At 41.0% G+C, this 23799-nt stretch carries 22 protein-coding genes; 10 read left to right on the forward strand and 12 right to left on the reverse strand.

All coding sequences use genetic code 11. The features are described 5' to 3' along the window. Positions 1-83: 83 nt before the first annotated feature. Complete coding sequence (locus M5A78_RS10540) at positions 84-968, reverse strand: selenium metabolism-associated LysR family transcriptional regulator (protein WP_248735230.1); 885 nt, start codon at positions 966-968, stop codon at positions 84-86. Between the two features lie 243 nt (positions 969-1211). Between M5A78_RS10540 and M5A78_RS10545 the strand changes: the two genes are divergently transcribed. Next, positions 1212-2597, forward strand: coding sequence for a DEAD/DEAH box helicase (locus tag M5A78_RS10545; protein WP_248735231.1), 1386 nt, complete (start codon positions 1212-1214; stop codon positions 2595-2597). Between the two features lie 42 nt (positions 2598-2639). On the opposite strand, the gene M5A78_RS10550 is transcribed toward M5A78_RS10545, so the two are convergent. Both M5A78_RS10550 and M5A78_RS10555 read right to left on the reverse strand, forming a co-directional pair. After that, complete coding sequence (locus M5A78_RS10550) at positions 2640-4184, reverse strand: solute symporter family protein (protein WP_248735232.1); 1545 nt, start codon at positions 4182-4184, stop codon at positions 2640-2642. After that, the gene (locus M5A78_RS10555; protein WP_248735233.1) at positions 4184-4510 is read right to left on the reverse strand and encodes a DUF485 domain-containing protein; all 327 of its coding nucleotides are present in this window, start codon (positions 4508-4510) and stop codon (positions 4184-4186) included. Before M5A78_RS10555 ends, M5A78_RS10550 begins: the two co-directional genes overlap by 1 nt. A 98-nt stretch (positions 4511-4608) precedes the next feature. Here M5A78_RS10555 and M5A78_RS10560 point away from each other — a divergent pair, with 98 nt between their 5' ends. Continuing rightward, positions 4609-4884, forward strand: a complete 276-nt coding sequence (locus M5A78_RS10560; protein ID WP_248735234.1) for a hypothetical protein — start codon at positions 4609-4611, stop codon at positions 4882-4884. On the opposite strand, the gene M5A78_RS10565 is transcribed toward M5A78_RS10560, so the two are convergent. From M5A78_RS10565 to M5A78_RS10605, 9 genes are all read right to left on the reverse strand, one after another. Beyond that, positions 4873-5589: an ABC transporter ATP-binding protein gene (locus M5A78_RS10565; protein WP_248735235.1), complete on the reverse strand. Its 717-nt coding sequence runs from the start codon at positions 5587-5589 to the stop codon at positions 4873-4875. The two genes, M5A78_RS10560 and M5A78_RS10565, sit on opposite strands and share 12 nt — an antisense overlap. Continuing rightward, the gene (locus M5A78_RS10570; RefSeq protein ID WP_248735236.1) at positions 5586-6356 is read right to left on the reverse strand and encodes an ABC transporter ATP-binding protein; all 771 of its coding nucleotides are present in this window, start codon (positions 6354-6356) and stop codon (positions 5586-5588) included. Before M5A78_RS10570 ends, M5A78_RS10565 begins: the two co-directional genes overlap by 4 nt. Positions 6357-6393: 37 nt before the next feature. Next, positions 6394-7371: a branched-chain amino acid ABC transporter permease gene (locus M5A78_RS10575; RefSeq protein ID WP_248735237.1), complete on the reverse strand. Its 978-nt coding sequence runs from the start codon at positions 7369-7371 to the stop codon at positions 6394-6396. Between the two features lie 2 nt (positions 7372-7373). Further along, the gene (locus M5A78_RS10580; RefSeq protein ID WP_248735238.1) at positions 7374-8279 is read right to left on the reverse strand and encodes a branched-chain amino acid ABC transporter permease; all 906 of its coding nucleotides are present in this window, start codon (positions 8277-8279) and stop codon (positions 7374-7376) included. Between the two features lie 102 nt (positions 8280-8381). Continuing rightward, positions 8382-9524: a branched-chain amino acid ABC transporter substrate-binding protein gene (locus tag M5A78_RS10585; RefSeq protein WP_248735239.1), complete on the reverse strand. Its 1143-nt coding sequence runs from the start codon at positions 9522-9524 to the stop codon at positions 8382-8384. Positions 9525-9976: 452 nt separating this feature from the next. Then, positions 9977-11218, reverse strand: a complete 1242-nt coding sequence (locus M5A78_RS10590; protein WP_248735240.1) for an NAD(P)/FAD-dependent oxidoreductase — start codon at positions 11216-11218, stop codon at positions 9977-9979. Further along, entirely contained in the window at positions 11215-11547 is a 333-nt protein-coding gene (locus M5A78_RS10595) for a (2Fe-2S)-binding protein (protein WP_248735241.1), read from the reverse strand. The genes M5A78_RS10590 and M5A78_RS10595 overlap by 4 nt, the downstream gene beginning before the upstream one ends. Next, positions 11544-11816, reverse strand: a complete 273-nt coding sequence (locus M5A78_RS10600) for a (2Fe-2S)-binding protein (protein WP_248735242.1) — start codon at positions 11814-11816, stop codon at positions 11544-11546. The genes M5A78_RS10595 and M5A78_RS10600 overlap by 4 nt, the downstream gene beginning before the upstream one ends. 75 nt (positions 11817-11891) lie before the next feature. Next, positions 11892-13529, reverse strand: coding sequence for a sigma-54 interaction domain-containing protein (locus M5A78_RS10605; RefSeq protein ID WP_454786404.1), 1638 nt, complete (start codon positions 13527-13529; stop codon positions 11892-11894). 205 nt (positions 13530-13734) lie between these two features. On the opposite strand from M5A78_RS10605, the gene M5A78_RS10610 reads away from it, so the two are divergent. From M5A78_RS10610 to M5A78_RS24800, 8 genes are all read left to right on the forward strand, one after another. Further along, positions 13735-14910: an NAD(P)/FAD-dependent oxidoreductase gene (locus tag M5A78_RS10610; protein WP_248735244.1), complete on the forward strand. Its 1176-nt coding sequence runs from the start codon at positions 13735-13737 to the stop codon at positions 14908-14910. Continuing rightward, positions 14907-15944, forward strand: a complete 1038-nt coding sequence (locus M5A78_RS10615; protein ID WP_248735245.1) for a proline racemase family protein — start codon at positions 14907-14909, stop codon at positions 15942-15944. Before M5A78_RS10610 ends, M5A78_RS10615 begins: the two co-directional genes overlap by 4 nt. Then, on the forward strand, positions 15941-16894 hold the full coding sequence (locus M5A78_RS10620; protein WP_248735246.1) for a proline racemase family protein: 954 nt from the start codon (positions 15941-15943) through the stop codon (positions 16892-16894). The genes M5A78_RS10615 and M5A78_RS10620 overlap by 4 nt, the downstream gene beginning before the upstream one ends. An 86-nt stretch (positions 16895-16980) precedes the next feature. Beyond that, positions 16981-17877 carry a 4-hydroxy-tetrahydrodipicolinate synthase gene (gene dapA / locus M5A78_RS10625; protein WP_248735247.1) on the forward strand — a complete coding sequence of 299 codons (897 nt, stop codon included), beginning with the start codon at positions 16981-16983 and terminating at the stop codon, positions 17875-17877. Between the two features lie 77 nt (positions 17878-17954). Beyond that, entirely contained in the window at positions 17955-19439 is a 1485-nt protein-coding gene (locus M5A78_RS10630) for an aldehyde dehydrogenase family protein (RefSeq protein ID WP_248735248.1), read from the forward strand. Between the two features lie 403 nt (positions 19440-19842). Further along, on the forward strand, positions 19843-20769 hold the full coding sequence (opp3b, locus tag M5A78_RS10635; RefSeq protein WP_264760452.1) for an oligopeptide ABC transporter permease: 927 nt from the start codon (positions 19843-19845) through the stop codon (positions 20767-20769). Then, positions 20769-21782, forward strand: coding sequence for an oligopeptide ABC transporter permease (opp3C, locus tag M5A78_RS10640; RefSeq protein WP_248735249.1), 1014 nt, complete (start codon positions 20769-20771; stop codon positions 21780-21782). Before opp3b ends, opp3C begins: the two co-directional genes overlap by 1 nt. A gap of 11 nt (positions 21783-21793) precedes the next feature. After that, positions 21794-23794 carry an ABC transporter ATP-binding protein gene (locus M5A78_RS24800; RefSeq protein WP_319942280.1) on the forward strand — a complete coding sequence of 667 codons (2001 nt, stop codon included), beginning with the start codon at positions 21794-21796 and terminating at the stop codon, positions 23792-23794. The last annotated feature ends 5 nt before the right edge of the window (positions 23795-23799 follow it).

A 23799-nucleotide genomic window follows, 5' to 3' on the forward strand; every position in this document is an offset into this window, starting at 1 on the left:
GAGGGATTATCTAATAGTTACACATATTAGATCGGGAACTTCGATATATTATAGAGGTTATTGGCGGCCATTACATAGAATAGCTAAATCAAATCACTAGCACTTTCAATAAATAATTTTGATACAATCGATTGCGTTTTATTAATGTTGTAAACAAGGTAGAAATATCTTTCATCATTGAATCCTTCAATATTATGCATTTTTAGCATCTTTTTACAGACGTATTCCTTTGCTGCTATTTCTGAAATAATTGAAATCCCAATATCCTGCATCACAAACTGAATTAAACTCTGGCCATCCTCTATATAGGAAATAATATTTAATTGGTCTTTAGCAATATTATTTTTTTTCAAATATCTTTCAAGCATCGAATTCGTTCCTGAATCAGAAGTTCGCATCAAAAAAGGGAACTGTAATATATCCTGGAAGCTCACCGTTCCTGATAAATCTACCTCATTCGAAGTAATAAGTACTAACTTTTCTTTTAATAAGGGAATATAGCGAAGTCTATCATCTTCGTATTTTTCCCCTAAGATACCGATATCAACTGAACCGTTAAGCACCTTCTCGGCAACAGCTTTTGATGAAGATTGGTTAATATGAAACATGACATCAGGATAGTGCCTTCTAAATTGATTGACCATCTTTGGTATCATAAACTGCCCTGGTACAGAACTTGCTGCAATTCGAATCATTCCCCGAAGTTCTGTCATCCCCTGCTTTAAGTCGAGCAATGCCTGATCCTTCATGAGTAGAAGTTTAAGTGCCCATTGATATAACCGTTCCCCAGATGGTGTGAGAATGCTTTCCCGACCAACACGATCAAATAGCTTAATGCCCAGCATTTTTTCCAATGCTTGAATGTGAGAGCTAACGGTTGATTGACTTAGGAAGATATCTTCAGCAGCCTTAGAAAAGCTTTTATGCTCGACCACCTTTGAAAAAACGTAGAGTTGATGTAAATCCATAGGAATCTTCTCCTTATATATTCATATACTCGATTAATAGTGATTGGTAAAATAGATAAATTGAATTTATTTAATAAGCGTACCACTTTTTTATAATGAAGAAACCTACCAATTTGAAATGTTTATGACAGTTGTCTATTCACTTTAGTATTGTTCGTTTCTAAAATATCAAAAGAATATTTGCAATTGTAATGATAAACAATCAATATAGTGGGATAGGTTATCTAGAAAGTAGGGGTATTTTTGTCAGATTTTTTATCATTGGGTATTTCGGAAACATTAGTGGATAAATTACGTGGCTATGGTATTGCAAAGCCAACGCCAATTCAAGAGCAAGCAATTCCATTTGTGATGGATGGTAACGATATTATTGCTCAGGCGCAAACCGGAACAGGGAAGACATTTGCGTTTATCCTGCCGATTCTTGAAAAAATTAATCGGAATGCAGCACATGTTCAAGCACTCATCGTAACTCCAACAAGAGAACTAGCGTTGCAAATTACAGAAGAAATTGAAAAATTGATCGCTAATTTTGAGGATGTTGATGTCTTGGCTGTCTATGGCGGGCAGGATGTTGCTAAACAGCTAAAAAAATTAAAGAAGAATCCGCAAATTGTCGTTGGGACACCTGGACGGCTGTTAGATCATATAAGGAGAGAGACGGTTCGATTATCAGAAATTTCCTTCCTTGTTTTGGATGAAGCGGATCAAATGCTTCATATTGGCTTTCTTAATGAAGTGGAGGATATTATCAGAGAAACTCCTGAGAATCGGCAGACGATGTTGTTCTCGGCAACGATTCCGCCAGAAATTCGCAAATTAGCAAAAAAGCATATGCGTGAACCGGAATATATTCAAGTGGAAAAGACACAAGGACCGGCTGACAATGTCAAGCAGTCTGCTATTCATACGACTGACCGCGGAAAACAAGCAGCGCTCATTCACTTAGTTGAAACGCATCGGCCATTTTTAGCGGTTATTTTTTGCCGGACAAAACGGAGGGTAAGCAAACTTTATGATGCACTCAAAGCCCATGGTTTTCCCTGTGATGAATTGCATGGAGATTTGTCACAGGCTAAAAGAGAACAGGCGATGAAACGCTTCAGAGATGCCGAGACCCAGTTATTGGTCGCAACCGATGTAGCGGCTAGGGGGCTCGATGTTGAAGGGGTTACCCATGTGTTTAACTACGATATTCCAGAGGATGCGGAAAGCTATATTCACCGTATCGGAAGAACTGGCCGAGCAGGTATGACCGGAATAGCGATAACATTATATACCTCAGCAAATATACCTCTTCTCACTATGATTGAAAAAGAACTGCATATTACCATTGAAAAGCAGTACACAGGAGATTCAGAGGAGAGTCAAGAGAATTCGCGCGGTGGCAAAAAGGTTCGACCTAATGGTGTGAGCGATAAACGAGGTACAGAGAGGGAAAAACAAAAAGGCGGGCCTCGGAATCGAAAGCATTCCAACCCGATTGAGGATAGAAGCGGGCAAAAACGAGGAACTAAGGCTGGTTCAGATAAAAGAAGAAGCAAAACTTCAACTGGAGCAGGTCCCAAAAATAAACTGGGAGAGGCTCGTAAATCTAACGGTAAAACGAAACGAAGTAATCCAAAATGATAAAAAAAGCGGGACTGAAAAAATATTCAGTCCCACTTTTGTTTATCGGTTATTTGCCATGCCAATTCCCGTATTTGATTTTACCAGTACTTCCTCGTATTTCTTCACATCAGCTTTTTGACTGGAGAAGAGGGTTCCAAGGTAACCAGCGAGGAAACCTAGCGGGATGGAAAGAATTCCCGGAGTCGTATATGGGAAGATTGGATTTCCTACAAAAATCGCTTTTCCTGCTTCAGGACTAATTACACTTGGGCCGATGACAACCAAGCCAATTGCTGAAATGAGCCCAACCACCATGGCCCATACGGCGCCTGTTGTATTAAAACGTTTCCAGTAGATTGTGTAGATAATAACTGGTAAGTTCGCACTTGCAGCAACAGCAAAGGCAAGCGATACAAGGAAGGCAACATTTAGTGATTGTGCCCCTAATGCAAGAATAATAGAAATAACCGAAACACCGATAGCGGCCCAGCGTGCCATACTAACCTGCTGCTTTTCTGTGGCTTTCCCTTTGTGAAGGATTTCATTATAGAAATCATGGGCAAACGCAGAAGCTGCAGTCAGAACAAGCCCGGCCACAACAGCTAAGATTGTTGCAAAGGCGACCGCTGAAATAAAGGCAAACAGCATATTGCCGCCAATGGCTTTTGCTAACAGCGGTGCAGCCATATTCCCGGCAGGATTTGCAGTTACAATCGCAGAGTTACCAACAAAGGCTGCAGCTCCGAAGCCTAGGAAGATCGTCATTACGTAAAAAATTCCAATCACCCATGTGGCATACACGACAGAAGAACGGGCTGTTTTCGCATCCTTTACGGTAAAGAATCGGACCAAAATGTGCGGTAGCCCGGCAGTTCCTAACACTAGGCCCATATTTAACGAGATGGTATCAAGACCAATCTTGTATTTAACCCCTGGATTTAAGAACGATTCCTTTAAAGGTGTTGCCGTTTTCATTTGCGCAAACATATCGGTAATACTCCAATTAAACTTAGCAAAAACAATAATTGAGATTAAGAAGGTACCACCCATTAATAGAACAGCTTTAATAATCTGCACCCAGCTTGTCGCATGCATGCCGCCAAATATTACGTAGACAGTCATCAAAACGCCAACAATCAAAACAGATGTCGTATAATCCAAGCCTAATAATAATTTAATAAGTGCACCGGCCCCAACAAGCTGAGCAATCATATAAAAAATCGAGATGGTAACCGTATTCATTGCGGCAAAGCCACGTACCTTCTTGGCATCAAAACGTGAGGCAATCATATCGGCAAAAGTATATTTTCCGAGATTCCTTAGCGGCTCAGCTACTAAATAAAGAACAACCAAATAGGCAACAAGGAAACCAATGCTGTAAAAGAAGCCGTCAAACCCCGTTAAGGCAACCGCGCCGGCAATTCCCAGAAAGGAAGCAGCCGACATATAATCTCCAGCGATGGCAAGTCCATTTTGCCATCCTGTCAGCCCGCCGCCAGCTGTGTAAAATTCACTTGCATTTTTCGTCTTTTTAGAGGCGTAGTATGTAATGATTAACGTTACAAAAACGATTCCAAGAAACATGTAAAAAGCAGAAGTGTTCATCAGCTATTTCCCCCTTCTTGAATAACCTGGTTCGCTAATTCATCAAATTTGGCCGCTTTTTTAGAGTAAAGCATGCACAATCCCCAGGTCATAACAAACTGCATGAAGGCAAAAACCCAAGCCCAGGTAATACTGCCGATAAACTTGTGATTTAACACGGTTGAATAGGAAGTTAAAATAGGTAATGCAAAATAGAAGCAAAAAAAGAAAATAGTGACCGGGATAATAAATTTTTTCTTTTCAGAGAGTAATGCTTGGAAAGATGGAGATTGAACAATGGAGCTGTAATCGCTTTCAGAACTAACCTTCGTTTTTCGTGCCTCCAATGGAAGCTCCCCCTCTCATATAAAACCCCTTGTTTAAATCTGTGGTAAAAAACAATGCTGATTGGTCATGTGCTGAAGAAAAAACTAGATTGCGGCTGATGGTTGAAAAGGATATTTGCTTACTCACCTCCTTGAATACAGATTTTTCTAAATTTTATAAATATAATTTGTTTATAATTATAGTAGAAATAGAATTAAATTTGCAAGTGGAAATTGGAAAAAAAGGTAAATGCTCTAAAAGGCCTATTCTAATGGCGAAATTTGGAGAAGAAGAGAGCGTATGTTCTAGAGAACATTTTATAAATAATGGAATGAAAAAACCGCTTTTGATAAAATGTTTATCAAAAACGGCCAAAACGTGGTTAGGCACCTAAATATGCTTTAATAATCTTATCGTCCATACGTAAGACATCGGCTGTATCGTGCATGATGATATTTCCTATCTCAATTAAATAACCTCTGTTCGCCAACCTTAGTGCAGCCTTTGCATTTTGCTCGATTAACAAAATGGTTGTTCCTTGTTTGTTGATCTCCTTGATAATTCTCATAATCTCTTGAACAATGATAGGGGCCAGTCCCATCGAGGGCTCATCCAGCATGAGAAGCTTCGGGTCGCCCATGAGACCGCGGCTGATGGCAAGCATTTGCTGTTCACCGCCGCTTAGCGTACCGGCTGGCTGTTTCGCCCGTTCCTTTAATCGAGGGAACAGATCAAAAGAGCGTTCGATTCCTTCTCTCACCCATTTCTTGTTCTTTCTGAAGGTAAAGGCACCTAATTCCAGGTTCTCTGTGATGGTTAGTCCCCCAAAGATTCGTCGGCCTTCAGGCACATGAATAATCCCTGATTCCACAATTTTATGTGGGGGAACACCGACCAAACTTTGCCCGTTCCATTCTATTTCGCCAGATTTTGGTTTAACAAGCCCGGAAATCGTTTTAAGAGTCGTACTTTTGCCCGCTCCGTTGCTGCCAAGTAAGGCGACTATTTCTCCCTCGTTTATTTCCAAACTTAGATTATTTAACGCACGAATTTTTCCATAGTAGGAATTTACATTCGTAAGTTTTAACAAGGACTTCATATCACATCCTCCTTTCCTAAGTAAGCTTCAATCACCTTTTCGTTTTTCAGCACCTCATCAGGGGTTCCTTCCGCAATTTTACAGCCATAATCAATGACAGTGATATTTTCAGAGATTTCCTTGATCAATCCCATATCATGTTCAATCATTAGCACGGTAATATTGAATTCATCGCGAATACGCCGAATAAGCTGAATCAAGTATTGCTTCTCTTCAAAGTTCAAGCCAGCAGCCGGCTCATCCAGAAGTAATATTTTCGGTTTTGTGGCTAAGGCACGGGCAATTTCCAAATAACGTTGGGCACCATAAGGCAAATTTTTTGCCGATCTTTTCATATATTTACGTACCCCAACAAAATCAATGCACTCCTGCGCCACTTCCTCTATTAATCTTTCTTCTTCTTTTTGGCTCTTTGTATGGAATAATGCCCCCCAAACTGCTTCTTTTGTTCGGCAATGCATCCCTGACTTTACATTATCTAATGCGGAAAGGTTAGGAAATAAACGAAGGTTCTGAAATGTGCGGGCCATCCCTAATTTTGTTATTTGACTAGGTTTATTATTTATTAAACTAGTACCGTCTAATTCAATCTCACCGCTAGTTGGTCGATAAAATCCGGTAATCATATTAAATACCGATGTTTTTCCAGCGCCATTTGGACCGATTATACTGGAAATCGTGTTTTTTTCAACAGTAAAAGACAAATCATTCACCGCTAGTAGTCCGCCAAATTGAAGTTTTAGATTCTTGACAGTTAAAATAGACATGCAGTACCCCCTATCTGGAGTTATTAGGTAAAATTAATTAAACAGACATAGAATGGTCCTTATCATTCGTCTCTTCTTTCTCATCAAGATCGGAACGATCCTCTGTTTCATATTTTTTCGGTAATATACCTTGAGGACGGAAAATCATCATAATGACTAAGGCTACACCGAATATTAAATAACGCCAATCTTCTGCCCCGCGCAGAACTTCAGGGAGGACAATGACTAATGCAGCACCAATGACAACCCCTGGAATACTGCCTAGTCCACCTAATACAACCGCAAGGAGAATCATAACCGATTGTAGAAAGCTAAAGCTTAATGGTGCGATGGCACTCATTTTTACCGCAAATATAGATCCGGCTAAACTGCCAATGACAGCGCCTGTTGCATAGGATAATAATTTAAGGCGAATGCGGTTGATTCCCATTGCCTCAGCGGCATCTTCATCTTCACGGATATAAACCCATGCACGACCAATTCTAGAATGACCTAATCGATAGACAACAAGAACAGATATGATGGCGACAATCAGAATCAAATAATAAAAATCCTGTTGCGATGACAGTACGTAACTGCCGATGGTTGGTCTAGGGATCCCATAAATCCCTGATGATGATCCTGTAATATCTAAATTTATCGCTAATATTCGCACGATTTCACCGAAGCCAAGGGTAACAATGGCCAAATAATCACTTCTTAGTCTTAGTGTTGGTGTGCCAACAATGATTCCAGCGACAGCAGCAAACAGTGCAGCGACAGGAAGTGTTAACCAGAAGGACCAATGGAAAGTAGTCATTAATATCGCTGTCGTATAGGCACCAACGGCGAAGAATGCGGCATAGCCCAAGTCGAGCAGACCTGTATAGCCTACTACTATATTTAATCCTTGTGTAAGGACGACATAAAATAGAACGAGTGTTAAGACATCAAGCCAATAAATATCTAGAAGGAGTGGAAGAATGAACATGACGATGACTAGCAGCAAAAGAGAATGCTTCTTATACTTTTTCATACTTACATCCGCTCCATTTCTTTTGCACCAAGTATTCCTGTAGGTTTAAACACTAAAAATAAAATGAGAATTCCGAACGCCAATACATCCTTCCAAGAACCACCTAGGTAATACGTACCATAGGACTCGACAAGACCAAGAACTAAGCCACCTATCATGGCACCGGTAATATTTCCAATCCCACCTAAAACAGCAGCTGTGAACGCTTTCAATCCAATGATGAAGCCCATCATAAAATTAATGGTTCCGTAATAAACTCCCGACATGATTCCTGCACCTGCAGCCAAAAATGCTCCGATAAAGAAAGTAAGAGAAATAATGCGATAAACATTGATCCCCATTAAGCTGCAAGCTGACTGATCCAATGCTATAGCACGCATCGCCTTCCCATAAATAGTTTTTTCAATAAATAGCCGAAGCCCAAGCATCAGAAGGGCAGATAGGACAATCAATCCGATTTGAGCAAACGAGATTTGCGCACCGATAATTTCTAATCCGTTCTTAGATAATTTAATCGGGTATACCTTATAAGAAGCTCCCCATCCAATCATGGAAGCATACTCTAATGATAAAGAAACTCCGATTGCGGTAATAAGGATAGAAAGTCTTGGGGCCGTGAGCAGGGGACGATAAGCAATTCTTTCCACACCTATTCCGGCGAGGCCAACAATGATCATGGTTATGATAAAAACAGCCCCAATGCCTAGTAAGCCGGCATTTAGTCCGCCGTCGCCAGTAATAAAGGAAAGCAGTGCATAGCCTATAAAAGCACCAAGCATATAAAAATCACCATGTGCAAAGTTTAGCAGTTTGATAATCCCATATACCATCGTATATCCTAAAGCAATTAAACTGTAAAAAGCACCCATAACCAGTCCATCAAAGAATATTTGTAAAAAAACATCCATTATTTTATCACTCTCTTCCGCTGTATTTGCTTGTAAAAGAATGAATATCGTTGGAGCTGTTTAACAAAATAACATGTAAATGGCCCCAACGAGTGATCTACTCTATTTTTCTAACGTGAATTCTCCACCAACTACCTTCATAACGTGGAAGTTTGATTGATTCAAAGTATTTTTGTCACTAAATTCAATTACTTGTCCAATTCCTTCAAATGCTTTTGTCTCTTTTAAAGCCTTTTTTAACTTATCCTGGTCAGTGGAATCCGCTCTTTTTAGGGCATCAACTAATAGGTTCATGCCGTTGTAGGAAAGGGCAGAAAACGGTCCAGGGGACAAGTTGTATTTACTTTTATAATTATTGACAAATTCTTCTGCTCCCGGAATGAAATTAGCTGTTGGTGTTGCGGTTACTAACAGATCATTCGCCGCTTCAGAACCGGCAATTTGGATAATATCCGGTGAGTAACTTCCATCACCGACCATAAATGAACCCGAAACACCCTTTTGTTTAAATTGCTTTAGCATAAGGCCACCGGCTGCATAATACCCTGTAAAGTAGGTTCCGTCAGGTTTAAGCGACTTTAACTTTGTCATCAATGAACCAAAGTCTTTTTCTTCGGGATTGATGGCTTCGAAGGCGATGGTTTTTCCGCCATTTTCTTCAACTGATTTTTTTGCGAAATCTGCCAAATCCTTCGCATAGGCAGAGTTATCATGGATAATCGCAATATTTTTAGCACCTTTATCCTTAAAATAATCAGCACCGGATTGAGCCTGGTCAGGGACTAGTCCGTTTATTAAAAATAAAGTGTCATACCCTTGTTTAGGTAATTCTGATGAATTGGCTGCGGCTACAATCATCGGGATGTTTGCATTATGAAAAACACCTGATGCCGGCAATGTCGACCCCGAGCAATAACCACCGACAATAGCCACTACTTTCTTGGACACAAGCTTGTTTGCCGCAGTCGTTGCCATTTGCGGGTCACAGCCATCATCTGCTACTTCTAATTTAATTTTCTTCTTTAAAACTCCGCCGTCACTATTAATCTTTTCAACTGCCATTTTCATTGCATTCAACATGTCTTTCCCGTCTGTAGCATTATTTCCTGTTACAGGCAGGAGGACCCCTACTAAAATCTCATCTCCGCTTGCATTATCCCCAGAGCCAGTTTTACTTGAACAAGCGCTTAAAAAAAGTGACAGTACAAGCACAAAACCTAATGCGATCATGGAATGTTTTCTCATTTTAATCCCCCTTGGTTATTTTTTAAAAAAATTGCACCTTTTTAACCAGTTCAGTTCCTACGGTAAATGTTTAACAATCTACAGTTATTAACTCACCTCCTTAATGAAAGGGTTTTCAAAAGAAAGAGGTTTCACTGCTCTGTACAGGGAGCTAGTAGATAACCGTCAATCATAATGACCTTCCTAATCCATTGTCTTTAGTTTTATGGAGTCAATATCATAGTTGTTCATCTTCATGAAATATATTAATAGATTTATATCTGAAAGTATAAAATTTTCTGACAATATTTTCAGTTACTAGGTATTTTAGAATGTGTTTTTTTTACTATAAAAGTGATAATAAATGAGAAATGAAAAGGTGAAAAAAACTGAGATGATATAAACATGTGTGGGGAAAAACTTAGAATATGGACCAAAAAAACCGGCGGCCGTTCTGGCCGCTGATTTTTCTTTCACCCGATTCTTTTCCGGGAAACTTCGCCGTTATTGGCATAGTGATCTTCCCAAAGCTGGTTCATCTTGCTTCTGCCATTGTCGATTTCAGGATTGAATTGAATCGCAGCATGCTGCCGGACGGTACGGACGTTTTTTACAGCTTGCTGCAGCTGTTCGTCGAGGGTGTCCGCTCCTTTTCTGGCGTGTTTGGCAATGGAAAGGCCTGCGGTAGTTCCTTGGGCCATGGCAATTTTTCCACTCTCAATCCCAGTGATATTGCCGGCTACAAAAAGCCCTTCAAGAGGGGTTTCCATCGTTTCTGAATGGTGTGGCACATGGCCGCCAAGTTCTGGTATGTATTGAAACGGGCATCCGGCGACAGCGGTCAGTTCTGCAAGTGGATATAAGCCACCCGCGATACAAACAAAATCCGCCTCATAAATTTTTTCGGAACCGGCAATAATCTGACCAGTTTCGTCAATATCAGCAACTCGTACTCCTTCTACGTAATCCTGACCGATAATTTCTACTGCAGCCTTGCGAATTTGGAGCGGCGTACCGTTTACCTTCATCCCATTTTTGGGATAAAAGTTTAATCCCATTTTTCTTATCCAGTCCTTTTTCATAAAACGGCTTCCAAAGCGTAAAAGTGGTGACGGGGCCAGGTGGGCCGCATTTAACAGCGATTTCAGGACCTCTTCCGGCTCACCTGCTTTTTGACTTATCTGGTTTTTCTCAGGGAGAACAATGCGATCGACAGTTATACCGGCCAGTTGTAATTCATTTAAAATCGCAAAGGCTAAAATATTCGCCCCGATAATGATTCCTTTTTTACCGACTTGGACGCGGTGAACATTTGTCATCACTTGAGCAGCCCCAATCGACATCACACCGGGAAGAGTCCAGCCGGGGAGCGGGATCGGATATTCAGCGGCACCCGTTGCCACTAACACAAATGGTGCCGTCAATGTTCCTGAATTTGTGTACACATGCCAGAGGTCATTTTCTTTTTCTAGATTGTAAACAGAAACACCGCAACGGATATCGACCGATAATCTCCATGCTTCCTGATGAAGGCGTTCTGACTCTTTCATTCCATTCCACCATTCACCGGAAGGTTCCTGATGAAGCTGTCCAAGCAATCTGCCGCCTGGCTTAATAAATTCATCAAGGACGGTTACATGGAGCCCAAAACTGGCACAGGCAATGGCGCCTGCTAATCCTGCCGGTCCGCCTCCAATCACGATCACCTCACTCATGGCTGCTCCACCATCCTTTTGACAATGTTTGGATGCTGCTTGCCGCTTTCAACAACCATGTTTTTCTTTACAACCGTTAGGCAGGCTCTTACGTTCGCTTGATCATTGACCGTTACACGGCATTCCATGCAGTGGCCGATGTTGCAATAAATCCCCCGAGGTGTCCCGGATCCTTCATGAACACGCAGTTTTTTGATCCCATTTGCTAAAAGAGCGGCTGCAATTGTTTCACTTTCATATGCCTCATATGTATTTCCGTCAAACTGAAAGGTAATGATTTCTCGGTCATCTAGTTTCCCTAAGATTGGATGGTCTATGATTCTGGTCATTGGTTTTCACCCACCGTTCCAAACGTCACCGGCCGGATCGGGGGCTGGTATTTTAACGGAATTTCACCCTGAGCTGTGTTTGGGATAACACTTTCTATGATTCTGTCCAATGAAGGCCTGCATGTACGACCGCCGCAAAAGCCCATACCCGCCCTTGTTCTTAGTTTTAATTCTCGCGCTGTGCATTTATGTTTATCTGCTGTTGATTGAAGTTGTCCGTAAGTAACTTCTTCACAACGGCAAATAACAATATCCCCCATTTTTGCCATTCCCTTTTCCCCCTCTAATTTTTCTTATATTAAATTACTATGCAATAATCGTACCAACTTAGAGGGGAAAAGGGATTATTTTATGCCGAGACGTTTCAATCGGTTGTATAAAGTGGCCCGTGTTATGCCAAGATGTTTCGCGCATTCCAATTTGTTCCCATCAACAATCCGCAAGGCTCTTTCAATTATTTTTTTCTCGTACTGATCCATTTCTTCCTGCAGCGATAAAATGGTATCATCCTTTTCTTTAGGGGTATTGGATGAAATCATTATGTTGTTGTTTTCAAGGCCCGCGCTACCTGCGGAAAACGGTAAATAATCTTTTCTAATGACACCATCAGTCGCAAAGACAACGAGCCGTTCAGTAATATTGCGAAGTTCACGAATATTCCCAGGCCAATGATAACGGAGCAGTTCCTGCATGACATCTGGTGAAAATTCATAAATCGGGCGTTGATAGCGTTGTGAAAAATCATTTAAAAAGAAATGGGTCAATTCGATAATATCTTCGTGCCGCTCTCTTAAAGGAGGAATGTGGAGACTAACGACGTTTAAGCGATAATATAAATCTTCACGAAACCGGCCTTCTTGCATTAATTCATGTAAATCGCGGTTCGTCGCAGCGATTACCCGAAAGTCAGCAATGATTTCTTTTTCGCCGCCGACACGATAATATTTCCGCTCCTGTAACACACGCAGCAGCTTTACCTGCATTTCAAGCGGCATTTCGCCTACTTCGTCAAGAAACAAAGTACCTCCTTTTGCTAATTCAATTTTTCCCTTTTTTCCTTTTATGTCGGCACCGGAGAAGGCACCACGCTCATATCCAAATAACTCACTTTCAAATAATGAAGCGGGTATCGCCCCGCAATTAATAGAAATAAACGGAGCGTTCGGCTCTTCGCTACCATCATGAATGGCCTTGGCAAACACTTCTTTTCCAACACCACTTTCGCCTAAAATCAGTACCGTTGATTTAACTGAACACACTTTTCTTGCAAGATGAACCGTCCTTTGAATGGAAGTACTTTTTCCTTTGATGGAATTAAACGGATCGGAAGAGTCCTTATATTTTGCTACTTCTTGCTCTAAACGGTGGACTTCGGTGGTCATGTTAAATAATTTTTCGTTGAGTACGACCTGATTGGTAACATCTGTTTCTGAAACCACTGCGCCGATAATGCGGTTGTTGAAGTAAACGGGGTTAGAATTAATTAATACAAACAGGTCTGACCGGGGCTGATGGTACTGACCTGTAATCCTTTTTCCTTTATATAGTGTTTGCAAGATTTCAAGTTTATTGGGGTCGAAAAAATCGGAAATATGTTGACCGACGATCTCTTGTTTTTTGACTGTGAAAAGTTTTTCCGCACCTTCAGTCCATGTGCGAACGCGTGCATGTTCATCAATGACCGTAATGGAGGCATCCGTTGTTTGAATGACTGCTTCATAAAATGCCTCCAATTGTTTAAAAGCATTATGAAGGAATTCGACTATTTGCGGAGCAGTTATACATGCGGCAGGAAGGCCTTTGTTATCAAGGATAACAACCGCATCATGGCGATTAAAAGACTGGATCAGGGTATCGAAGGAATCATCCTCCTTCATAACTTTGCAGGGAATGGCTATTGCCTTTTCGGAAAGTCGATAAAAGAATTCTCCATTTTTCTGTTCAATGATGTGTTCTTCGTTCGATGTTTGCCAACCGTTCATTATTACTTTCACTGGCGGTAATGAAAATGCCATAATAACCTCCATATGTGTAAAAATTTATTAACACTGTAAAAGTAATTATACACGGGATCATAAAATATTTAAAATATTTTTACTATTTAGAAATAACTGCCCGAGAGTTTTTGTTTGGCACATTACTTGCATTATTAGAAAGTAGACAATCAATCGAAGGGAGGAAAGGGAAGTGAGGCATTGTGACGTTTTAGTCATTGGCGGGGGAATTATTGGCTGTTCGATTGCCTATTATGCTTCTAAATATGGAAGAGATGTAACCATCATTGAAAAAGGGGAATTTGTCAGCGGCACGTCTTCCCGTTGTGATGGAAATATTTTGGCGATTGATAAAGATCCAGGCTTTGACAGTCAGATGTCTTTGTTCAGCCAGCGTTTAGTAGATGATTTGAGCAAAGACTTAGGAAACTCTTTTGAGTATCGAGCCGCGGGAAGTATTCTTGTTTGCGAGTCAGAGGAAGAGATGGAAGCGGCAAAGAGATGGGTCGACCGCCAGAAAGCTGCTGGCCTTCCTTTCAGAATGCTTGACCGCCAGGATATCCGCCAGGAATCTCCCTACTTTGCAGATGACTTGTTAGGGGGATTGGAATGCGCGACAGATTCTACAGTCAATCCCTATCTCCTTGCTTTTTCACTGCTAGAGGAAGCGAAAAAACAAGGAGCAAAGGCTTGGAAGCAAACAGAAGTAAGGCAAGTGAAAAAAGAAGAAAATGGTACATTTATCGTGGATACATCAAATGGAGTTTTTACTGCCGATCATGTTGTCAATGCAGCTGGGGTATGGACACCAAGAATTGGAGAGATGCTTGACCTTTCAATCCCGATTGAACCAAGAAAAGGACATATTATCGTAGCTTCAAGACAGCAGCATGTCGGATGTCGCAAAGTGATGGAGTTCGGTTACTTGATTTCTAAATTCGGCGGGGTGCGCCGTGTTGACCCAATGACAGAAAAATACGGAGTGGCCCTTGTTTTCGAACCAACGGAAAGCCAAAACTTTTTGATTGGAAGCAGTCGGGAATTTGTCGGCTTCAACACGAAGGTAAACCATGAGGTCATTAAATGCATCGCTAATCGCGCCATCCGTTTTTATCCGAAAATGGCGGATATGATGGTGATCCGTTCGTATGCGGGCTTAAGGCCGTGGACAGAAGACCATTTACCTATCATTTCCCGTGTTGAGAAAATCCCGAATTATTACATTGCGGCCGGTCATGAAGGGGATGGAATTAGCTTAGCCGCGGTCACGGGGAAAATTATCGAAGAACTGATCAATGAAAAAGAAACTTCTATACCGATTGAACCACTTTGTTTTGATCGGTTTAAAGAAAAGGTGATAACAGAGTGAAGGCACATAAAGTATTTACAACGATTGATACACATACAGGCGGGAACCCGACGAGGACTGTCATTAGCGGTCTCCCGGAATTGGTGGGAGCAACGATGTCTGAAAAAATGTTCTATATGAAAGAGGAGTTTGACTGGATTCGCAAACTGTTAATGAACGAACCGCGTGGCCATGATGTAATGTCTGGAGCCCTGCTCACGGCTCCCTGTCATCCGGAAGCGAATTTTGGGGTGATTTACATAGAAACTGGAGGCTATTTGCCGATGTGTGGGCATGACACAATTGGTGTATGCACGGCATTAGTGGAATCAGGGCTAATCCCCATTCAAGAGCCAGTCACATCATTAAAATTGGATACTCCCGCCGGGCTTGTAGAAGTGGATATTACTGTAGAAGGCGGCAAAGCGAAAGAGGTGTCCTTTTGTAATGTGCCTGCTTTTCTCTTAAAAAGTGTTTCCGTTGATGTGGAAGGGATTGGACGAGTGGATGCGGACATTGCGTACGGCGGGAATTTTTACGCCATCATCGATGCTAAATCGGTTGGGCTGGAATTAACACCGGAGAATGCATCGCATATTATCGAAAAAGCCATCACCATTAGAAACACGATTAATGAAAAAACGGAGATTGTTCACCCGAAATATCCATTCATTCGCGGGCTGACCCATGTTGAATTTTTTACTGAACCAACACATACAGAGGCGGATGTGAAAAATACAGTCATTGTTCCTCCAGGTGGAATTGACCGTTCACCATGTGGAACCGGTACGTCAGCAAAACTTGCCGTGCTTTATGCCAATCAAGAAATTTCCATTGGCGAAGAATTTATTCATGAAAGCATTGTCGGCTCTTTATTTCGAGGACGCATTCTTGAAACAACCAATGTGGAAGGCGTAGAGGCAGTAGTGACAAAAATTGCAGGATCTGCTTGGCTAATGGGCATGCACCGGTTCTTTTACCATGAGGAAGATCCGCTTAAAGAAGGATTTCTGCTCATTCCCCCGATGGAACATGAAACGGAGGACGTGAATTGAAGATTCATAAAGTTTACTCAACAACGGATGTACATGTAGCCGGTGAGGCGTTTCGCATTATTCATCACGTGCCATTTATCCATTATCGGAGCTTGGAGCAGCTGTATGAAAAGTTTCCACTAATGTATGAAGAGGAGAAAAACCTTTTATTAAACGAGCCGCGTGGATTCGCTGGACTAAACGGCTGCCTTGCCCTTCCGCCGATTAGCCCGTCAGCGGATGTAGCCGTTCTCTTTTTCAACCATGAGGGAACCGTCCCTGTTCATTACGGCGGCATCGTTGCCGTTATTACATCTTTACTAGAATGCGGTCATTTGCCATCAAACAAATCAGGTGAATACAAAATCGAAACGGTCACCGGTTTGATTTCTGTTACCGCCGTCATGGAAAAGGAAGAAGTGGTTTCTGTGAAACTGGAAAGTGGTCCGTGTCGAGTAATCCAAACTGATGTCCCATTCTCTCATACACAATTCAATACAAAGTTTTCGCTAGTACAAGCAGACCAATTATATGCGGTGTTTGAGAGGCGCGATTTTCCTTTCGAGATTCGTGTTGAGGATCTGTCTGAATTAAAAAGATGGGGACGGACTGTGTTTCAGGCACTTGATTCAGACATCCCCGTAAAAGTTGCTATTTTACTGGATGATTCTGCACTTGGAGAGGAGCGAATTAGATCTGTTACCTTCCGTGATGATCAGTTTATCGTGCGTTCGCCCGGCTTTGGACCGACACTAGCTTGTTATACAAGTTTACTCTCAAAAGGAGCATTACGTATGGAGCAGGGACTTGTGAATGAAAGTATTTTCAACAGCAGATTGTCCGCACAAGCAGCTGAACAAACGGAGAATGGTTACCAGTTTGCGGTGACAAGCCGCGGCTTCATTACAGGATTACAAACATTTGTATTAGATCCGACAGATCCTTTAGCGGCTGGGTTTTTATTAACGTAATCAGGAATTTTTCGAAATAAATCGAATCAATAAAAACTTCTTAGCGGCAATTCTGGTAAAGAAAAAACTTTGAGGAGGAAATGAACATGACAACCATTAGAGGGGCGTATCCCGTATTGATCACACCAATGACTGTGGCACAGGAGATCGACTGGGACGGAGTAAAAAATAATGTAAACTACTTCGTAAATCAAGGGGTCGCAGGCATTGTGATCAACGGCAGTACCGGAGAATTCGTTAGTTTATCAAAAGAAGAAAGATTCCAGATTGTGGAATTGGTCGTGAAGGAAGTGAATGGCCGTATTCCTGTTGTTGTTGGAACGGCTGCGGAAACAACGAAAGAAACAATTGAGTACTCGAAGCAAGCGGAGGCACATGGTGCTGATTGTGCACTGATCATTAACCCTTACTATTGCAAACCGAAGGAAGAAGAAATTTACTTCCATTTTAATGAAGTATCTAAAGCGGTGAACGTGCCGATTATGCTTTACAACAATCCGTTTACATCCGGTGTCGATATGAGCACAGAGCTGATGCTTAAAATTGGAAAAGAGTGTGATAGAGTCACTCACATTAAAGAATCAAGCGGCGATATCCGTAAAGCAAGGGATTTGGCGAGACTTGGAAAAGGGGATTTTGAGGTTTTCTGCGGTTCAGAAGAATTGGTCATGGAGTCTTATTTAGTCGGGTCAACAGGTTGGATTTCTGTCGCAGGGAACATTGTACCAAAGCTCGTGACAGACATGTTTGAACATTTTCAAAAAGGTGAGTTAAAAGAGGCATGGGCGCTCAATAATAGCATTTTACCACTTTGTGCCTTCCTAGAAGGGTCAGGGAAATATGTACAAATTGTCAAACGTGCGATGGAGCTGAACGGCCAGGCAGGAGGACCTTCCCGTTATCCTCGTTTAGGGTTGACACCTGCGGAAGATCAACAACTAAAAGACATTTTAGCGAGCTTAACAGCCGTTTCTAGAGCATAAAAAACACGGGAATGATGTGCTGGGGGAAAGTTCCCCCGGCATATATAAAAAGTATAAATTGCAAGGAGGAATAAACGATGTTAACAGCACAGGTTGAATTAAAACCAAAAGTGAAAGCGTTTTTAGAGGGAAAAATTGAACTTTTTATAGACGGAAAATTTATACCGGCTGTAAGTGGAAAAACGTTTGAAACCATTAATCCGGCAACGGAAGAAGTGCTTGCCTTAGTAAGTGAAGCGCAAGAAGAAGACGTTCATTTAGCTGTAGATGCCGCTCGCCGGGCATTTGAAAAAGGACGATGGCCTGAACTTAGCGCGGCCGAAAGAGCACGCTTAATTTACAAACTTGCAGATTTGATTGAGGAAAATAAGGAAGAGCTCGCGCAATTAGAAGCTTTGGATAACGGAAAGCCCTACCAAGTGGCACTAGCAGATGATATTCCGGCAACAGTAGAACAATTCCGCTATTATGCTGGCTGGGCAACGAAAATTTTAGGTCAGACAGTTCCGATTTCAAAAGATTATTTAAACTATACAAGGCATGAACCGGTTGGTGTTGTTGGTCAAATTATCCCTTGGAACTTTCCGTTGACCATGGCTTCGTGGAAAATGGGTGCGGCCCTTGCGACAGGCTGTACAATTGTCCTAAAACCTGCCGAGCAAACTCCATTGTCTCTATTATATACAGCACAGCTTTTTCTGGAGGCCGGCTTCCCTGATGGTGTTGTCAACTTCGTCCCTGGATTCGGTCAAACAGCAGGGGCAGCGATTGTTAACCATCACGATGTTGATAAGGTTGCCTTTACAGGTTCTACGGTTACAGGAAAGTATATTATGCGCCAAGCAGCCGAAACGATTAAAAATATCACGTTAGAACTAGGCGGGAAGTCACCAAACATTATTTTAGAGGATGCAGATGTTGAAGAAGCCATTATTGGGGCCTTTAACGGAATTATGTATAACCATGGACAAAATTGCAGTGCAGGCTCCCGTGTGTTCGTCCATAGAAAACACTATGAACATGTCATTGAAAAACTAGCAAAGCTAGCAAATAAGGTAAAACTGGGTCCAGGAATGGATAAAGAATCCGATATGGGACCGCTTGTTTCGAAAAGACAACTAGAACGTGTCCTTGATTACATCGAAAAGGGAAAAGCAGAAGGAGCAAGGCTGGCTGCTGGGGGCGAAAAAGCATTAGATAAGGGGTATTACGTACAGCCTACGGTATTTGCGGATGTCACGGATGAAATGGTGATTGCCAAAGAAGAAATATTTGGTCCAGTTGTGGTCGTCTTGCCGTTTGATACGGTTGAAGAAGTGATTGAGAGAGCAAATAACTCTGCATTTGGACTTGCTGCAGGTGTTTGGACAAAAGATATTAAAACAGCGCTCAAAGTATCAAACAAATTAAAAGCAGGTACAGTCTGGATCAATGATTACAACCTAGAAGATCCTGCCGCAGCCTTCGGTGGTTATAAACAATCTGGCATCGGACGTGAAATGGGCTCCTATGCACTTGACAATTATACTGAAGTGAAGAGTGTTTGGGTAAACCTGAAATAAATTAGAAACGAGAGGCACAGTTTTGTGATAAAAAAGGAAAGCTAATTGCTGTTTACGACACTATACTCTCCTTTTTTATCACTGATTACCTAGTAGATTAGGTTTTCCTTTTTAATAGAAACACAGAATGGAAGTAAATTCATACTATTAAAAGATTTAATCGCACAAAACAACCTCTTTATCTAGGAGCTGTCCGATGCTTTAGTATTAATTTGTTGGTATTTTTACATTATTTGGAATACTATCCAATATCCATATCAAAGATCGTAATATGGATATTGGATAGTTTGCTTTTAATTATTTCAATATTCAAAATAATACTATTTGGCAGCTTAAAATGGTACAGAACTTGCATGAATCTATTAGTAATCAGGGATCCTTTAATGATGGGGGTGTTGAAAAATTGGCAAAATATATTTTCAGTAGAGTAGGATACATGCTGGTCACTTTTTTTGTAATTGCAACTTTTACTTTTTTTCTCATGCAAACATTGCCTGGGTCACCATTTAATGATGAAAGATTATCAGAATCACAGAAAGAAAGATTGAATGAAAGATATGGGTTGGATGAACCTGTCCCTCTTCAATACATTACCTACATGAAAAATATCTTCAAAGGTGATTTTGGTGTTTCGTTTCAATATGATGGACGGTCAGTGTCAAATATTATCGGCGAACGGATTGGGGCATCTGCGGTCTTAGGGACACAATCATTAATAGTTGGGACCATTTTGGGGATTATTCTAGGTATTATTGCTGCACTTAGGCATAATACCTCGATTGACTATGGGGCAATGGTGATTTCGGTTATTGGAATATCGGTACCGAATTTTGTGTTTGCAGGATTAATGCAATATTGGGTAGGTGTTCGTTTGCAATGGCTGCCTGTTGCCTTTTGGGAAGGATTTGAATACTCAATTTTACCAACGATTTCGTTATCTGTTTTTGTGATTGCAACAATAGCTAGATTTATGCGTACCGAAATGCTTGAAGTATTAGGACAAGATTATATTGTTACGGCACGGGCAAAAGGGTTGAACGGATTTTCCATAATCATAAAACATAGTTTGCGTAATGCAGCAATCCCGATTGTTACGATATTGGGACCAATGACGGTATCGTTGCTAACTGGAACATTGGTGATTGAGAAAATTTTTAGTGTTCCGGGACTTGGTGAGCAATTCGTTAAATCCATTATGACTAATGACTTTCCTGTGATTATGGGGGTTACCTTGTTTTATAGCGTCCTATTTATTGGAATTGTTTTGATTGTTGACATCCTGTACGGAATTATCGACCCAAGGATTAGATTAACAGGAGGGGTCAAATAATGATTATTAAAAATAAAGAGCTTACAGATGAAATGTTCCTACCTGCAAAAAGCAGGAGTTCTACCGAGCAAATTTCACGTCCTGCGAACACATACTGGCAGGATGTTTGGAGGCGCTTTCGTAAAAATAAAGCCGCATTTACAGGGTTAATCCTCATTACTCTTATATTACTTTTAGCCATATTTGGACCTTATGCAAATCATTACGGCTACGACGAGCAAAATTTATCACGGGCCAATTTACCAGCCAAAATACCAATTTTAGAAAGTTTTCCATGGATAGGTTTTAACGGTGTAGATATTCATGGAGTGGACAAATATAAGGAAAGTAAAGTTTCAGGTTATTACTGGTTTGGTACGGACAATTTAGGAAGAGATTTATGGACACGAATTTGGAAAGGAACGCGCATTTCTTTATATATCGCTTTTTTAGCAGCGATCATTGATTTAATTGTCGGTGTTGCCTATGGCGGCATTTCAGCTTACTATGGTGGCCGTATTGATAATATGATGCAAAGGATTATTGAAGTTTTAGTAGGAATTCCACACCTTATTGTTGTTATTCTCCTAATCTTGGTGTTGCAGCCAGGGATCATCTCTATTACGTTAGCGATGGTTATAACTGGATGGGTCGGAATGGCACGAATTGTCCGTGGGCAAGTGCTGAAGCTAAAGGAACAAGAATATATTCTAGCTTCAAAAACACTAGGGGCAAAGAATGCGAGGATGATTTGGAAACATTTAATCCCAAATTCAATGGGACCAATTATCATTACAACCATGTTCACTATTCCAACGGCTATTTTTACTGAGGCATTTTTGAGCTTTATCGGTCTTGGGCTTCAGCCGCCCATCGCTTCCTTAGGAACATTAATAAATGATGGATATAAATTATTACGGATTTATCCGCATATGCTCGCTTTTTCCGCAATCATTATTAGCTTGATTATGATCAGCTTTAACTTGGTAGGCGATGGTCTTAGAGATGCCCTAGACCCAAAAATGCGCAAATAGGAGGCAAGGTTGTGGAAAAAATTTTGGATGTGAAAAATTTACAAGTGTCCTTTGACACATATGCCGGGGAAGTCAAAGCAGTTAGGGGAGTTTCTTTCCATCTTAATAAAGGAGAAACTCTTGCCATTGTTGGAGAATCGGGATCAGGAAAATCGGTTACCTCTAAAAGTCTAATGAAATTAATACCTAATCCTCCAGGACGAATTACAAGTGGAGAAATTCTATTTGACGGGAAAAACCTCGTCACATTAACAGAGAAACAAATGCAAAATATCCGAGGTTCTGACATTTCGATGATTTTTCAAGACCCTATGACTTCCCTAAATCCAACTATGACTATTGGGAAGCAAATCATGGAAAGTATTATAAAGCATCAAAAACTGCCAAAGAAAAAAGCAAAAGAAAAAACCATTGAGCTACTTGAAATGGTCGGAATCCCCAATGCAGTAATGAGAATTTCTAACTATCCACACCAGTTTTCAGGTGGAATGAGGCAGCGTGTCGTCATTGCAATGGCCATTTCTTGTAATCCCCAAATACTAATCGCAGATGAACCAACAACCGCACTCGACGTGACAATTCAATCTCAGATTTTAGAGCTATTAAAGAATCTTCAGAAAAAAATGGAGACCTCGATCATTTTTATTACTCATGATTTAGGAGTGGTTGCGAATATTGCGGATCGTGTAGCGGTTATGTATGCCGGGAAAATTATTGAAATCGGCACAGTGAATGAAATATTTTATAACCCGCAACATCCATATACTTGGGGCCTTCTTGGCGCGATGCCAAATGTAATTTATCGTGGTGAAGAACTTATTACCATACCAGGAACCCCTCCAGACCTTTTGAATCCGCCAAAGGGTGATGCCTTTGCGGCGCGGAACAAATATGCGATGGAAATAGATTTTCGTATAGAACCACCGATGTTTAAAGTATCGGACACCCATTATGCTGCAACATGGCTATTGCATGAAAAGGCTCCTAAAGTCATCCTTCCGGAAGATTTAAAAAAACAAGGTCAGTCTTTGCCTAATGAGAAATCTAGAGAAAGATTATTGAAAAAAACGGATAAAAAAGAAAAGCTCCTCGAAATAAAAAATTTGAAGCAATATTTTCCGATTGGTAAAAAACAATCCGTAAAGGCAGTGGATGGGCTAAGCTTTGATATCTATAAAGGAGAAACCTTTGGCCTTGTCGGAGAATCCGGATGTGGAAAATCGACAACAGGAAGGACCATTAGCCGTATATATAATGCTACAGACGGAGAAATTCTCTACAATAATGAAAGTATTTTTGGAAGAAAGCCAGGCAGTGAATTACAAAAACTTAATCAGAAAATCCAAATGATTTTTCAAGACCCGTACTCATCGTTAAATCCCCGTTTGACCGTGGCAGATATTATTGCTGAGGGGATGGATATTCACGAGCTTTATACGAATAAAAAGGAAAGAATGGAAAGAGTATATGAATTGCTTGAAACAGTTGGCTTAAACCGGGAACACGCTAATCGGTATCCTCATGAATTTAGTGGGGGACAGCGTCAGCGTATAGGTATTGCAAGAGCGTTAGCGGTCAATCCGGAATTTATTATTGCAGATGAACCAATCTCTGCTCTTGATGTCTCCATTCAGGCGCAGGTCGTCAATTTACTAAAAAGGCTGCAGAAGGAGAAAGGACTGACATATCTATTTATCGCACATGACCTTTCAATGGTGAAATATATTAGTGATCGGATTGGTGTTATGTATAAAGGAAGAATTGTTGAACTGGCTGAAAGTGATGAGCTTTATCAAAATCCGTTGCATCCTTACACAAAATCGCTCTTATCTGCCATTCCAATTCCAGATCCAAATACAGAACGTACCCGCAGGCGAATTAAGTTTGATGACAAGCTTTCTCGTAATGGGGAAGAAGAACCTGTACTACGGGAAGTTAAAAAAGGCCACTGGGTGGCATGCACAGAACAGGAATATCGTAAATTCAAAAACAAAGATTCGGAAGTCATATAGATTTA

It is taken from the genome of Neobacillus rhizosphaerae (assembly GCF_937468385.1).
Classification (GTDB): domain Bacteria; phylum Bacillota; class Bacilli; order Bacillales; family Cytobacillaceae; genus Neobacillus; species Neobacillus rhizosphaerae.